The 13,378-nt window shown below is 56.6% G+C and carries 13 protein-coding genes and 2 tRNA genes; 8 read left to right on the top strand and 7 right to left on the bottom strand.

Features of this window, described 5'->3' with window-relative positions; genetic code table 11:
- Positions 1-25: 25 nt before the first annotated feature.
- The 3 genes from CKROP_RS06085 to CKROP_RS06075 all read left to right on the top strand — a co-directional run bounded on the left by CKROP_RS06085 (position 26) and on the right by CKROP_RS06075 (position 3,610).
- Positions 26-1,939 carry a DUF294 nucleotidyltransferase-like domain-containing protein gene (locus tag CKROP_RS06085; RefSeq protein ID WP_012731862.1) on the top strand — a complete coding sequence of 638 codons (1,914 nt, stop codon included), beginning with the start codon at positions 26-28 and terminating at the stop codon, positions 1,937-1,939.
- Complete coding sequence (locus tag CKROP_RS06080) at positions 1,936-2,706, top strand: exonuclease domain-containing protein (protein ID WP_012731861.1); 771 nt, start codon at positions 1,936-1,938, stop codon at positions 2,704-2,706. Before CKROP_RS06085 ends, CKROP_RS06080 begins: the two co-directional genes overlap by 4 nt.
- A 106-nt stretch (positions 2,707-2,812) precedes the next feature.
- On the top strand, positions 2,813-3,610 hold the full coding sequence (locus CKROP_RS06075; protein ID WP_012731860.1) for a fumarylacetoacetate hydrolase family protein: 798 nt from the start codon (positions 2,813-2,815) through the stop codon (positions 3,608-3,610).
- A gap of 32 nt (positions 3,611-3,642) precedes the next feature.
- On the opposite strand, the gene CKROP_RS06070 is transcribed toward CKROP_RS06075, so the two are convergent.
- The gene (locus CKROP_RS06070) at positions 3,643-4,791 is read right to left on the bottom strand and encodes an isochorismate synthase (protein ID WP_041629402.1); all 1,149 of its coding nucleotides are present in this window, start codon (positions 4,789-4,791) and stop codon (positions 3,643-3,645) included.
- A 170-nt stretch (positions 4,792-4,961) separates the two neighbouring features.
- Here CKROP_RS06070 and gltX point away from each other — a divergent pair, with 170 nt between their 5' ends.
- From gltX to CKROP_RS06055, 3 genes are all read left to right on the top strand, one after another.
- Positions 4,962-6,452: a glutamate--tRNA ligase gene (gene gltX, locus CKROP_RS06065; RefSeq protein WP_041628848.1), complete on the top strand. Its 1,491-nt coding sequence runs from the start codon at positions 4,962-4,964 to the stop codon at positions 6,450-6,452.
- Between the two features lie 167 nt (positions 6,453-6,619).
- Positions 6,620-6,691, top strand: a tRNA-Gln gene (locus CKROP_RS06060).
- Positions 6,692-6,714: 23 nt separating this feature from the next.
- Positions 6,715-6,787: transfer RNA gene (locus CKROP_RS06055), tRNA-Glu, on the top strand.
- Positions 6,788-6,863: 76 nt separating this feature from the next.
- Here the strand turns inward: CKROP_RS06055 and CKROP_RS06050 are convergent.
- The 4 genes from CKROP_RS06050 to CKROP_RS06035 form a co-directional block, all read right to left on the bottom strand.
- Complete coding sequence (locus CKROP_RS06050) at positions 6,864-7,949, bottom strand: site-specific integrase (RefSeq protein ID WP_012731857.1); 1,086 nt, start codon at positions 7,947-7,949, stop codon at positions 6,864-6,866.
- 84 nt (positions 7,950-8,033) lie between these two features.
- Entirely contained in the window at positions 8,034-8,816 is a 783-nt protein-coding gene (locus CKROP_RS06045; RefSeq protein ID WP_012731856.1) for a hypothetical protein, read from the bottom strand.
- Between the two features lie 47 nt (positions 8,817-8,863).
- Positions 8,864-9,316: a hypothetical protein gene (locus tag CKROP_RS06040; RefSeq protein ID WP_012731855.1), complete on the bottom strand. Its 453-nt coding sequence runs from the start codon at positions 9,314-9,316 to the stop codon at positions 8,864-8,866.
- Positions 9,313-9,678, bottom strand: a complete 366-nt coding sequence (locus tag CKROP_RS06035) for an ImmA/IrrE family metallo-endopeptidase (protein WP_041628847.1) — start codon at positions 9,676-9,678, stop codon at positions 9,313-9,315. Before CKROP_RS06035 ends, CKROP_RS06040 begins: the two co-directional genes overlap by 4 nt.
- Positions 9,679-9,797: 119 nt before the next feature.
- Between CKROP_RS06035 and CKROP_RS06030 the strand changes: the two genes are divergently transcribed.
- The gene (locus CKROP_RS06030; RefSeq protein WP_041628846.1) at positions 9,798-10,010 is read left to right on the top strand and encodes a hypothetical protein; all 213 of its coding nucleotides are present in this window, start codon (positions 9,798-9,800) and stop codon (positions 10,008-10,010) included.
- 592 nt (positions 10,011-10,602) lie between these two features.
- Here the strand turns inward: CKROP_RS06030 and CKROP_RS06025 are convergent.
- Positions 10,603-10,917 (bottom strand): YbjQ family protein, encoded by a 315-nt coding sequence (locus CKROP_RS06025; protein ID WP_041628845.1) that lies wholly within the window; start codon positions 10,915-10,917, stop codon positions 10,603-10,605.
- Positions 10,918-11,769: 852 nt separating this feature from the next.
- Here CKROP_RS06025 and CKROP_RS11115 point away from each other — a divergent pair.
- Positions 11,770-11,955, top strand: a complete 186-nt coding sequence (locus tag CKROP_RS11115) for a hypothetical protein (protein WP_012731852.1) — start codon at positions 11,770-11,772, stop codon at positions 11,953-11,955.
- Positions 11,956-12,100: 145 nt separating this feature from the next.
- On the opposite strand, the gene CKROP_RS06015 is transcribed toward CKROP_RS11115, so the two are convergent.
- Positions 12,101-13,375: an aminopeptidase P family protein gene (locus CKROP_RS06015; RefSeq protein WP_012731851.1), complete on the bottom strand. Its 1,275-nt coding sequence runs from the start codon at positions 13,373-13,375 to the stop codon at positions 12,101-12,103.
- Positions 13,376-13,378: the final 3 nt, after the last annotated feature.

The following is a 13,378-nucleotide window of genomic DNA, read 5'->3' as shown; positions in this document are numbered from 1 at the left end:
CGCGCAAATTCGATACGGTAGGGGCATGACGGTTGAAGTCTCAGAGATCACCGATTTCTTAGCGCACACCCCGCCCTTTGATAGCATTACCGACGACCACCGCGCGCGGGTCGCACGGAACGCAACCATGCTCTACGTCAAAGCGGGCGAAAAAGCCGACGCCACGTCTGATACGTCACACAGTCACTCGGGTGGCACGTCAGCTGACGACGCGATGACCGGAATCCGCATTGTTCGGTCCGGGGCCATCAACTGCTTCGGTGAACGGGATCAACTGGTCGACCGCTTCGGCCCCGGCGAAATTTATCCGCGCCGGGTTTCCGATAAACCGACGCAGCACTATTCCTATTGGGCGCATGAGGATAGCCTGCTGATCGAGATTCCCGTCGAGGTTATCGAAAGCCTCCAGAACTATCCCGAAGTCACGACGTTCTTCGGCACAGTGACGACGAGGCGCCGCAGCTCAGCCAACGAATTGCGGGAGACGTCGGGCACAGGGGGAGTCGCTGACATCGACGCCCTCCGCGGAACCGTCGGCGAGGTTGCCGTGAAACCGGTCATCGTATCGCCCGAGACCACCATCCGCGACACCGCCACCAAAATGAGCGAGCGGAATCTATCCAGCGCCATCGTCGTGAAGGCCGACGACGACGATCATCGCCCGAGCAGGATCGTCGGCATTGTGACAGATGCAACGCTGCGGTCGGAAGTGCTCGCGAAGGGGGCGGATCCGTCGGGCCCCGTGGAGCGCATCATGTCGCCCAAACCCATGGTGACCTACGCCAGCATGCCGCTATTCGAGGGCATGCTGCAGCTTACGGAAGCCCGTGTGAACCATCTCCCCGTGATCGACGATGACAATGTCGTCGGAGTCTTGACGACGGGTGCCGTCATGCGGCAGCTCCAGGGCGACCCGATTTTTGCCGCCGCGCAATTCCGCGAAGCGCGAACGGACCAGCTCTCTGAGTGCTTTGACGCGGTGATCGACGTGGCCGTGCGTTTCATCGACCGTGGCGCTACTCCGCACGAGGCTACGAGGCTCTTGACCCTGGGCACCGACGAAATGATGAAGCGCGTCATCGAATTAGTGCAGGAGGAAATCGGGCCCGCTCCGGTGCCCTTCTGCCTTGTCGTGATGGGATCGCTGGGCCGCTCCGAGATGGTGCTCTCTAGCGACCAAGATCACGCCATCATTTTGTCCGACGAGTACGACCCCGATAAGCACGGTTTCTACTTCAAACAGTTGGGTGAAAAGTTCAGCAGCCTGGTAGCCCAAGCCGGGCTGCCCGTGTGCCCCGGCGACATGATGGCGTCCAATAGCAAGTGGCGTCTCACCGCGAGTGCCTGGGAAAAGGAATTTAGTACATGGACTGATGACCTCGGCCCGAAGGCATTAATGAAGGCACAAACCTTCTTCGACATGCGCCCCGTGGTCGGAGATAGCGAACTATGCGACGATGTCCGCTCTGCCGCTCTCATGACTGCGCGCCGGGACCGACGCTTCCTTAACGCGCTGGTGAAGATCGCGCGTCATCGCGAACCACCGCTGGGTTTCTTCCGTGGATTCGTCCTGGATCGGTCCGGGAATTACGCCAACACTCTTGATATCAAGAGGGGCGGGCTGACGGCTGTCGTTCAGCTCGCGCGGTTGTATGCGATTCAAGCGTGGGTGGATGAGGTCGGCACGCGTGATCGGTTGCGGGCTGCGGCGCGGGCTGGAGTCATTAGCCACCGTCGGGTCGAGGACCTCGTCGATGCGTTCGATATCTTCCAGCTCATTTTGTTGGCTAACCAGGCTTCGCAGTGGCGGGATGGGAAAGAAACGAACGCTCGTATCGATCCCGATTCCTTGGCCCACTTGGAGCGGGAATCCCTCCGCGATGCATTCCGGTTGGTCCGTTCCGAACTCAAGTCGGCTGAATCGAGCACGGGGCTATGAGGTTTTTTCGACGACGACCACGCGTGTCGTGGGAAGACTATGCCGACCGCTCCCGCGAGGTGTGCGAACAGTTACGCGAGAGTGACGACCCGCGGGACCGCTCCCGCTGTGCTCTAGCCGAGGCGCTCCATCATTTCTATACGACGCCTGCGCCTGAGTTGGACACCCCGCTGAAGGAATTGCCGCTGTTAGCTGTGGATGTAGAAACCACTGGTCTGGATGCCGACCGCGACCGTCTGCTGTCGGTCGGGATGGTCGCCATTAATGGGCGTGCTATTCCTCTGGCGACGGCGGACCACTGGCTCGTACGCTATCACGAGGGCGACGTTTCAGTGGGGCAGTCGGCGACTATCCATGGGATCACCGATTCGCAGTTGGAAAATGGCCGGTCTTTGCTGGACATTCTGACGGACGTTGTTAATGCGGCCGCCGGGCGTGCTCTGTTGGCGCATTTAGCGCTCATTGAGCATGACTTTATTTCCACGGCGTGTGAGCGTGCGGTCGGTGTGCCGTGGAGCCCTCTTTGCGTCGTCGACACGATGGATTTGGAGCGACGGTCGGCGGTGTCATTCGGACGCCGGCCGGGCCGCGGCGAGGTTCGGTTGATGAACGCGCGCTATTCCCGTGGGCTGCCGAGCTATCACAACCACAATGCGCTGGTAGACGCCCTAGCGTGTGCGGAGCTGTATTTGGCGCAAACGTCGGCTGATCACTTCGGTTCGGAGCTGGTGAGTGTCATTCGGAAGAAGGGAACGACGCGGTGGTGACGCGGTAGTTCGTCTGCCCAGTGCACTCACACTGCATCTGCAGCATCTCCGCTGTTTTTAGGATGTTTTCCTTATCAGCTGTGAGGGGTTATGTAGGCTGGTTCGCATGCGAATAGCTCGAATCGCCACTGTTGAAGGTATGATATTTTGTTCCGTGGAGGGTGAGGGCGACGACATCGTCTGCCGCCAAATTGATGGCCACCCGTTCGGGGAACCGACATTAACGGGTAAGGAATGGCCCCTCGCGGACGTCCGACTTTTGGCCCCGATCTTGGCGCCGAAGGTCGTTGCGGTAGGCCGTAACTACGCCGACCACGTGGCGGAAGTCTTCAAAAAGGGTAGCGAGCATCTGCCACCCACGATTTTCTTGAAGCCTCCGACAGCGATCACCGGGCCGGGGTCTCCGATTAGGATCCCCGACTTCGCGACGAATGTTGAATTCGAGGGTGAACTCGCCATCGTCATTGGCCGCCCCGTCAAGAATGTTGCCGCGGAAAATTGGCGCGACGCTGTGCTCGGCTACACCATCGTGAACGACGTTTCGTCCCGTGACCTGCAGTTCTCAGACGGCCAGTGGGCGCGTGCCAAGGGGCTTGATACGTTCTGCCCGATGGGGCCGTGGATCGAGACCAATGTCGATGCCCTGGATTTGGAGGGCCTGCCTATCCGCGCTCACCTGACTCACGACGGAACCACCACGGTGAAGCAGGATTCTAATTCGAATCAGATGATTAAGTCGGTTCCGGAGATTATTGAGTGGGTTTCCCAGGCGTTCACTCTGCTTCCCGGCGACGTGATTTCTACTGGCTCGCCTGCGGGAACAGCGCAGATGGTTCCTGGTGACGAGATTGAGATTGAGATCCCGGGGCTGGGTTCGCTGAAGAATCCGGTTGTTAAGGCCTAGGTGGGCTGCACGGCCTTTGTTCGGTCGCGGCCCTAATTGTGGCGAATTTCCGAGGCCCCCATCGCGAGAAGCATTGTTTTCATCTTCCCGCATGTTTCCTCAACTTCCTCAGTGGGATTAGATTGTTCGACGATCCCGCCACCGGCCCAGGCTCTGGCGTGCTGGAGATCTTTCTCCAGCTCAGCGCACCTAATGCTGACCATAAACTCTCCGTCGCCATTGGCGTGGCACCATCCGACAGCGCCACCGTAAAACCGGCGGTCTCCTTCGGCAGTGCGGATAATTTCCATGGCGGCCTCGGTGGGAACACCAGCAAGAGCGGGGGTGGGGTAAAGGGCCTCGGCAAGTTGAAGAGCGCTGGGCCCGTCGTCGTTAATAGTTGCGCGGATCGGCGTCGCTAAGTGCCACATTTCGGCAGTCTGCATGAGCTCCGGCGAACTCGGAATGTCAACCGTGTGACAGAGCTGGCTGAGCACCCGTCGGTAATGATCGACAACAAAATGATGCTCATCCAGATTCTTCGTACTGTGCAGCAATTGCTGGCCGCGTTGTTCGTCTTCCTGAGGGTCGTTGCTCCGCGGGAGCGAGCCAGCCAGGGGATACGCCGACACAACAGGGCCTTGACGCCGAATCAGCATTTCGGGCGAGGAACCAACAAGCCAGTGACCTGTGTATTCGTCTCCGGCAGGGGAGAGGTCCGCGAGAAAACCGTCCAGATTCGGAGCGTGGTCGATCAGGCGCGTGGCCAGCAGCCGGGGGTCGATCGGGTCATCGAAGAACAGATCAACATTGCGGGCAATAACTACCTTATCGACGCTGGTCCGCGCGATCGTTCGCGTAACGGCGTCGATAATCTCCGCGTGCTCGTCGAGGCTCGGGTTTTCGGCGACGATGTGCGCGTGGGCGCCTTTGCCCCTGTAGAAGGCGGGAGGCTCCAGCGGACCCGTGTATCGCCACACCGATCGGGGGCTCGTGAGCGCAGCTGGGTGTGACGGATCGAAGGGCAGCGCGCCGACGATGTAGGAGGCTTTTCCGTTGTCTAAGGCGCTTTGAGCGTCGCTAATAGTGGTGAAAGTGGCATCCGAGCCTTGGGTGCGCAACGAGCCGTCAACACGTGAAAGAAGGAAGTCAGGGGCGTTTCGGGGTCGGGGTGCGGAGCTATTGTCGGATGCTGAAGCCACGCTGAAACAGTACGTTCGTTCGCCCGAGGTGGCAAGCTTTTCCGGCGGATTCGTCGTCGATAATGAAGGTCGGTCGTGATCGCGTGATGGTCGGGCGGTGTCACTGCGTGGATCGTGTGCGACAAGGGCAGGGGTGGTGAGAAATACCGTGTCCACTACGCTTGATGAGCATGAGTGACGTTGTTGTCCGATTTAGTCCATCGCCGACGGGTACTCCCCATGTGGGAATGGTGCGTACTGCTTTGTTTAACTGGGCGTATGCGCGCCATACCGACGGAAAGATGATCTTTCGTATTGAAGATACCGATGCTAAACGCGATTCTGAGGAATCCTATGCTGCGATTATTGATTCACTTCAATGGTTGGGCATTGACTGGGATGAAGGAATCGGCGAGATCGGCGGGCCGAATGGTCCTTACCGACAGTCCCAGCGGTTAGATATTTATGCCGATGTTTTAAATAAACTCATTGAAGCCGGCTTTGTTTATCCCGCTTATTCGACGGCGGATGAAGTGAGAGCACGCCACAAGGCTGCGGGCCGTGATCCTCAATTGGGTTATGACAATTACGACCGCAATTTAACTGATGAACAAATTGCGGAATATGAAAAAGAGGGCCGCAAACCGGTATGGCGTTTCCGCATGCCGGAGCAGGTGTGGGAATGGGATGACTTGGTCCGTGGGCATGTGACCTTCCAGCCTGAAACTCAGCCGGACTATGTTGTTGCCCGGTCTGATGGATCTCCTCTGTATCCCCTGGTCAACCCGGTTGACGACGCCATGATGGGTGTCACTCACGTGCTGCGTGGTGAGGACATTTTGGCGTCGACACCTCGCCAGTTGGCTTTGTACGAGGCTCTGAAGAAGTTGGGGATTGCGAAGCAGACTCCGCAGTTTGCGCATTTGCCGTTCGTCATGGGGCAGGGCAATAAGAAGCTGTCGAAGCGGGACCCGGAGTCGAATCTCTTTAATCACCGGGATGCGGGCATCATTCCGGAAGGAATGGTGAACTACCTGTCTCTCTTGGGATGGTCTTTGTCCGCCGATCAGGATATTTTCGGCCGCGATGAATTGGTCAAGAATTTCGACGTTGGCGATGTGTTGGGCAATCCTGCGCGATTTGACGAGAAAAAGCTGATCGCTATCAACGCTGAGCATATTCGTATGCTCGATAAAGATGATTTTGCTCAGCGTTTGCGGGCGTACTTGGAAGAGTACAAGGGCTTCCCCGCGGACTATCCGGACGACAAGTTCGCTGTCGCCGCGGAGCTCGTCCAAACGCGCATCAAGACGTTGGGGGATGCGTGGGATCTCCTGAAGTTCCTTGTGGTGTCGGATGAGGACTTCGAGATCGACGAGAAGTCGGGCAGGAAGAACCTCAAAGAGGATGCTGTGCAGGCTCTTGATGTGGCGATGGAGGAGCTGGATGCGATCGATGAATCCTCCTTTACGACGGAACGCATCGAAGCTGCCCTGCATGGCGCGTTGATCGATCGGCTTGGTCTGAAGCCCCGGAAGGCGTTTGGTGCGATTCGGGTAGCGACGTCGGGCGCTGCGGTATCGCCGCCGTTGTTCGAGTCCCTGGAGCTGCTGGGGAAGCAGACGACGATGAAGCGCCTCAAGGATGCGCGGGCCGTTACTCCGTGGTCAGCCCAACAGTGATTGCTGCTGTAGTGAGTATTGCAGCAGCTGGCATTCGTCGGCCCTGAGCGGGTGTTGTGCTGCGGTGGGAATAGCGTTGACCTGAGGATTTGCCCCACATAAGGCCCTATGGTTATATTATTCCCCGTTGCACAGCGCAGCCGGGCCTGGCGGTGCTTTGTGCTCATTGGCCTATGGTGTAATTGGCAACACAGCGGTTTCTGGTACCGCCATTCTAGGTTCGAGTCCTGGTAGGCCAGCAAGAAGCTCTTTGGCTTCTTATGCCCTGTTCGTCTAGCGGCCTAGGACACCGCCCTCTCACGGCGGCGGCACGGGTTCAAATCCCGTACAGGGTACAACACCCCCTCACCTGTTACTGCAGGTCAGGGGTATTTTGCATATGTTAAGTCGGACGTTTCGGCGTCTGTGGCTCTATTTTGGCTCTATGCGAAATAGACCGGCCATCGCTTGCCCCACAGTGTCGAGGTCTTCTTCGAACAAATCTGCGTACGTATCCAGCGTTAAAACGGCTGAGGCATGGCCTAGCTGCCGCTGTACGACTTTCACGTTCGCCCCGGCTGATACCAACAGGCCAGCGGCTACGTGGCGCAACCCGTGAGGGGTGATTCGGGGGAACGACGGGTCTTCAGCTTGAGCTTTCTTCACGGCAGCAGCGAACCAGCCTTTAGTACCGTCGGCCCGTTTCAGTGGCCCTCCGTCGGTGTGGGGGAAGAGCCACGCGCTAGGGAGCCGTCCAGCGGCCTGTTCATGGATCATGCGCATAACCGGCAAACTGACCGACACCGTGCGACGCTCATGCGTCTTAGGCAGCGTCTCTTGGGGCTTACCTTTGATGTAGATCACCGACCGGTTTATGCGTAGCCGGGAGTGCAGCTCGTCCACGTCCTCGACTTTGAGTCCGACCAGTTCACCCCACCTGAGACCTACGGTGCCAAGCACCCACACCACTACAGCCTTATCCCCCGCATGATGAGCCAACCGCTCCAGCTGAGTAGGTGTCAGATACACCTTGACGGGTTTGCCCTTAGGCGGCAGTTTCACCCCACGCGCCGGGTTCGACTTCAGATAGTTATCGTCCACGGCGACGTCGAGGATTTGGGCTAGCAGGTTATGGGCGTGCCTGATACTGGAGCCGGAGAGTGGGGACGCGGATACCCATGCTTGGATTTCGCTTTTGCGTAGTGTGCCGATCTTCCGTTTGCCCCACATGGGTAGGACTACGCCGTGGAGTCGTGAGGCGTCACGGTCGAGGGTGGAGGGTTTGAGGTGCTGGCGGCCCCGCCACCATGTTTTCGAGAGTGTTTCGACGGTGATGTTTGCCCCGGCGGGGTCGCGCCATTGTCCGGTGGTGAGGTCTACGGTGTTTTCTGCGGCCCAGTTTTCAGCTTGCCATTTTGTTGCGAAGCCGCGTTTTTGTCGTTTGCCGTTGGCGGGGTCGTAGTATTGGACGCGCCATCTGGGGCCGTTGGCGGTGTTGTATTGCTTTATGCTGGCCATTCTGGGGTTTTCCTTGTGGTGGGGTAGGGGTAAGGCCCCACCCTTGTCGTTACGTGACGGGGCGGGGCCTAAAAAATGCGGGTGCTAGTCCTGGAACTGAATATCCTTCAGCGCAATAACCTTAGAACCCGTAATGTCGGACACTCCGACCTGTTTCGCCGTCTTCTGCACCGACTCAGGCAACTCACTCTTAGGCGTCGTTTTAATCGTGTTCACCATAGCGGTTGCCAACTGGTTACCGATTTTCTTCCCGTCTTTATCTGACGAATCGAGGTCAGTAACGAACTGAATGATTCCGGCTTTTCCGTCTTTTACGGCGATAATGTGGGGTGCCCACGCGGCCGAGTAGTTGTCTTCCCATGAGGTCATGCCGGCGGTTTTGAGGTACCACTGTTCAAAGTCTTTACCCATGTCGCCGTTGTTCATGGTGTTGTCCTTTGTTTTCGTTGGTGAGGGCTGCTTGTCCTGTGTGGTCGTGGGGGCCGGTTTCTGTGTGGTTGTCGTCTCAGTCTGTGCCGTCGTGGTGGTGGCGGTCGTAGTGGCCGGTGCGGTGGCCGCTTCCGTCTCAGCGTCCTTTGTCCCCGCTGAACCAACCAGCGCTAGGGAAGCGAGGAGCGCAACAGCAGTAGTAGGCGCAACGATCTTCCACTTTCGGGGCGTGTGCTGGCCGGATTCCTTATCTTTGCTGCGGGCCGTGATGACGTAGCTCAGCAGTCCCGCAATGATCGCGAAAAAGAGAAACATGCCGATCTTGCCCCGTGCCCCGCTCATGGAGAACAGGCTGACGATAGCGAGGATGACGGCCAGCCACCATACGGCGGTAAGGATGTAGTCGAGGGCGGTCATGTTGGTTTTGGTTGTTTTCATTGCTGTTCCTTGATCTACGGGGCGTTTTATACACAGTCCTAAAGGTTTTAGTTGTTTTCAACGCTGACGCCAGCTTCTCGAGCCTTTGATGGCGTGAAATTGTCGCCATACTGTTGCTCTGCAACTTTTGCCCATGACTCAACAATCATCTGGTTGTAAGTCGGGCTATCCGTGTCACAGGTAGGGGTGAAGGCACCGTCAATTATCATTCTGGCGTTTCGGACAAGCACTGCCCTGTCCCCGGGATCGCTGTACAGATCATTCGACGCCGAGATGAGACTGTCGCCTACTTCGTTGGGGTCTTCTTCTAGCTTCTTGCAATAGAATTCCTGGAAAGCTTGGTTGCGTTGAGAATCAGATTCCCACTCGTCTGAGCCAGTATTAGCCAACAAGAAAAGTCCGCCAAGAACGGCAATGGCGATGATGATTCCCCAAATGAGTTTTTGGTGTCTGATGGCCCATGTTTGGAGGTCTTGCTGGCGGGTGGGGGAGCTGTTCATGGAATTATCCTTTGGGGAGTGTGGTGCGCCGCCCACACTTTGATGAGGTGCACGGTGACACCTATTTCGTGGGCAATAGCCCCGTAGCGGGGGCCGTAGAGTAGCTCTGCGCTTTTGTATTCGCTGGGGTCGATCAAAACGTTAGCTGCGAAAATGTCAGCTTCCCGCTCTTGCCGGTCCCTAAGCCAGGCTTCGGCCCTACTGTCGTGGTTGTTGAGGGCGTGGCCTAGTTCGTGGGCGAGTGTGCAGTAGCGCAGTGTGGGGTGGAGGTCTTTTCTGAGGCCTATTGTTCGGGTGTCGCTGTACCAGCGGCCTTTCTCGCCACCGGTGTGGGAGGACACGCACAGAGGAGGAGCGACCACGCCTGTACCATAAACCGGCGGCGTTTCCTGATGCTCGAACAAAACTGTGTCCCCGCCACGAAAATGTCTCGATTCCCCGATACTGTATGTGGCACATCACAGCTACAGGGGAGACAGGCATGAGCATCACAATCAACCGGAGAACCACTGAGGAACTCCACAAGCGGCGCAAAGCGATATACAACAGCTTTAAAGATGCCGGCATCATGCGGGAAGGTGCCCCGCTGACACAACAAGGTCTCCGAGAGCTCGTCGTCATGGGGATACTATCCGACCCCGAACGACGCCTTTACGACGAACTCGTAAGGGTCGAGAGTCTACTCAACTCATGAACATCGACGAGCTTGAGGAGGCCTCCGAAGTTTTCCTCAACCCGAAAGTCTTTTAAAAACTTCCTTAGCCCTCGAGCGTGAACTGCTCCCCACTAGTCGGTGTCTGGTTTCTCAGTCCAACTAACGGGGGCAGTTCAGTCTGTCCAGGGGGTTAGCAGGCGATTGATGATTGTTCGCATTCAACTCGATCTTTTTGAGGTGTTGGAATTGCCCGGGGAATAAGCGTACGTTGTCTGCCGGGATGATAAATCCGCCAATGCCGAAGACTGGGTGGGCTTTGAGGCGTTGGTTCTGGCGAGATTAGTAGGCCCGCTGTGGCCGAACTCGTCGAAGTAACCGATATGCGTGGGATCCTTGGATACACGAAAGCTCGTGCGGTGTACACACGAGCCTCGGAACTGGAGCACCTTAGTGCGTCCGAGAGCGAAGTTAGTGTGGCTGGTGGGGTCTGTCAAAAGTTTTCTGTATGTCGAAATGATCGGGGCTGCAGGGGTGTTCCATGATTCCGCGAAAACTCCACTGTGCGTTCTTGCAGGCCTACACCTAGTTCCGTGGCGCGCCGTGCGCTATCCAGGTTGTTCAGCTGGGCCGTCTACTGAAATGTCACGGCGGTGCCGGAAGCAGTCACCATGATCATGTTCTGCCCCACGGCTTCGTAGTCGATGTCAACGCCGACGATTCCTTCCGCGCCGAGCTCATGCGCGCGGTCGACCATCTCTCCGAGCGCGTCCTCGCGTGCCTTACGGATCTCACCCTCGTAGCTGTTGGAACGGCCACCGACCAGGTTGCGGAACCCTGCGCTGATGTCCTTGAACGCGTTAATCCCCGCGACGGTCTCACCCGCCACGACGCGCAGGTACTGACCGATCTGCTTACCCTCGATGGTATTTGTGGTAGTCACGATCATATCCTTGCTCCTTCTCTCCAGTAGTTGGTCGTTCTTAAGAGTGGCGACGGTACCAGGCGCCAGCCACTCCACGATGCTCCGATGCTACCGGGGCTCAGTAGGTTGTGATGGTGTGGCTCCTTGAGAAGATGTGACGGAGTCGGGGCTGCCGGGGTCGTTCAAGAAGTGTTTTTGACCAGTTCAATTGACGCAGCAGGGAGACCGAATTTCATATTCCCGGCTATCATGAAGTGTTATGAATGCTAAAGGGAACCCCGCGAAGATTCTTCTAAGCTGGAGATTTCTAGTGGTAGTACTGCTGGTAGTGATCTCGATCGTTATATCGATAGCTGACGTCCGGGACTCTGATTACTGGGACAGGATCTTATCTTCTTTGGCGTGGCTTGTAGCTTGCTCCATGTTTTTAAGTTCCGGCTCAAATCACCGCATTAAGTTATTGATCTTTTCACTATCTTCAATGCTTCTGATCTGCATATGGGTACTCTGTTTCATATCCATCGCGCTTTCTGGTGGGCATAATTACGACCCGGCAATATCCATACTGAACATCGCCCTAATAGTAACTTTTATAGTTCAGTCAGTTGTATCGTTCTTTGTGAAAGATGTGACTTAAAAGGAACTTTCAACTCCCGCGTAGAATACAACGCGTCGTAACCTGCGAACGGCACGAAGAATATATTTTCTGGATCGTGCAATGGCCGTGTGTGTTTCGAGCCGAATTTGGTGGCCGGATTCCCTGGTAGTGCTCTAGGTTACTGGGCATTTTACCGTGTACGCTCCACAGATTGACTAGGCTCGACATCACAAAAACTCACCCAGGGGAGACTAGTTAACGAAGGGGAGACGATCGCAATGCCCGCACCACTTTTTAAGCCTCAGACCGTTGAAGAACTGCGAGCGGGACGAGACAAAGTGGAAAAACAAATGCCTTGCTCTGTTGGCATTCTTCGTAGGCTCCGTGACTCTGCGGCTATCGAATATGACGAAGACCGTTTACTCCGCCGGTATGAACAATTGACCTGGGCTATAGGCGATTAAACTTACGCCTGGCCGATGATCTCACGTACGAAGAAGAAGCCTTACTCGATAACTACGAAATGGTGGACTGGGTTATTGGAGACAACGGCTAGCCGACCCACATCCACCACACTCACCGGACGGAATAATCACTTTGGCGGAATAATCACCCAGCAGCAATCACGTTCTTCTCAGGGCCGGTCGGGAAACCAGTGATATCACGGGCTCCGTCGTCGGTAATCACGAGAATGTCGTGTTCGCGGTATCCGCCGGCACCCGGTTCACCATCAGGAACGGTAATCATGGGTTCCATGGACACCACCATGTTCGGTTCGAGGACAGTATCGATATCCTCGCGGAGCTCCAGCCCGGCTTCCCGCCCGTAGTAGTGCGAGAGCACGCCGAACGAATGTCCGTAACCGAAGGTGCGCAGCCCCAGCATCCCGTGCTTGGCATAAATAAGGTTCAGCTCCTTGGCGATATCCCCACACACCGCACCTGGTCGGATCAGCTCCAGACCCCGGTAGTACACCTCCATATTGACGTCCCAATAGCGCCGGGTAGCGTCGTCAATGTCACCGTAAAACATCGTCCGTTCCAAGGCTGTGTAGTAGCCACTGATCATCGGGAAACAGTTCAGACTCAAAATGTCGCCCGGCTCAACCATCCGCGTCGTCGGCCAGTTGTGCGCGCCGTCGGTGTTAATGCCGGATTGGAACCACACCCACGTGTCGCGGATCTCGCTGCCGGGATAGCGATGAGCAATCTCTTTCACCATGGCCTCGGTGCCAATGAGCGCCAGCTCGTATTCCGTCTTAGGGCCGGCCTCTAGAGCCTCGCGGATAGCGAAACCACCAATATCCGCCACGTTGGCACCGTCGGTAATGACGGCGATTTCTTCGTCCGACTTGATCATGCGCAATCTCATTGTCGACGGAGCAATGTCGACGAATTCAACTTCAGGCCCAATGGTCGTCGTAATGGCGCTATAAAGATGAACGGACAGGCCATCGAATTCCAAGCCAACCCGTCGTGGTGTTACCCGCTCGCGAATAGCGGTATTGATCGCGTGGGGATAGTTGTTGCGGCCCCAATCGGTGTAAATCAGGTTATCGCCCGTCGAACGTCGCCAAGGCATACCTGCATCGATACCGGCACTGATCGTGCAGCACTCGTCGGCGGTCACGACCACGGCGTAGAAACGTCCGAAATGGGTGTAAAGGAAATCGGAATAGTACTTGATGTTGTGCTGGGAGGTCAGCACCACGGCATCAAGATCTTGCTCGGCCATGACACCACGCAAAGCATCAAGGCGACGCTGCATTTCTTCCTCACTGAAGGTCGAAGGCTGCTTCTCACCGTTGTAAAAAGTGCGCAGACGTTCATTAAGAAAATCCGTGGAATCAATGGTGGGGACGACCCCGGTGGGCAAAGATGGCATGGA

The organism is Corynebacterium kroppenstedtii DSM 44385 (assembly GCF_000023145.1).
GTDB classification, from domain to species: Bacteria; Actinomycetota; Actinomycetes; order Mycobacteriales; family Mycobacteriaceae; genus Corynebacterium; species Corynebacterium kroppenstedtii.
The sequence above is the reverse complement of the archived record's forward strand: the minus strand, read 5'-3'. Positions and strand labels throughout refer to the sequence as shown.

What these genes read in the sequence shown, in the direction of transcription:
- CKROP_RS06075 (WP_012731860.1), top strand. Translation starts at nt 2,813, where the DNA reads ATGCGAATAGCTCGAATCGCCACTGTTGAAGGTATGATATTTTGTTCC.
- CKROP_RS11115 (WP_012731852.1), top strand. Translation starts at nt 11,770, where the DNA reads ATGCCCGCACCACTTTTTAAGCCTCAGACCGTTGAAGAACTGCGAGCG.
- CKROP_RS06040 (WP_012731855.1), bottom strand. Translation starts at nt 9,316, where the DNA reads ATGAACAGCTCCCCCACCCGCCAGCAAGACCTCCAAACATGGGCCATC.
- CKROP_RS06030 (WP_041628846.1), top strand. Translation starts at nt 9,798, where the DNA reads ATGAGCATCACAATCAACCGGAGAACCACTGAGGAACTCCACAAGCGG.
- CKROP_RS06085 (WP_012731862.1), top strand. Translation starts at nt 26, where the DNA reads ATGACGGTTGAAGTCTCAGAGATCACCGATTTCTTAGCGCACACCCCG.
- gltX (WP_041628848.1), top strand. Translation starts at nt 4,962, where the DNA reads ATGAGTGACGTTGTTGTCCGATTTAGTCCATCGCCGACGGGTACTCCC.
- CKROP_RS06015 (WP_012731851.1), bottom strand. Translation starts at nt 13,375, where the DNA reads ATGCCATCTTTGCCCACCGGGGTCGTCCCCACCATTGATTCCACGGAT.
- CKROP_RS06025 (WP_041628845.1), bottom strand. Translation starts at nt 10,917, where the DNA reads ATGATCGTGACTACCACAAATACCATCGAGGGTAAGCAGATCGGTCAG.
- CKROP_RS06045 (WP_012731856.1), bottom strand. Translation starts at nt 8,816, where the DNA reads ATGAAAACAACCAAAACCAACATGACCGCCCTCGACTACATCCTTACC.
- CKROP_RS06050 (WP_012731857.1), bottom strand. Translation starts at nt 7,949, where the DNA reads ATGGCCAGCATAAAGCAATACAACACCGCCAACGGCCCCAGATGGCGC.
- CKROP_RS06080 (WP_012731861.1), top strand. Translation starts at nt 1,936, where the DNA reads ATGAGGTTTTTTCGACGACGACCACGCGTGTCGTGGGAAGACTATGCC.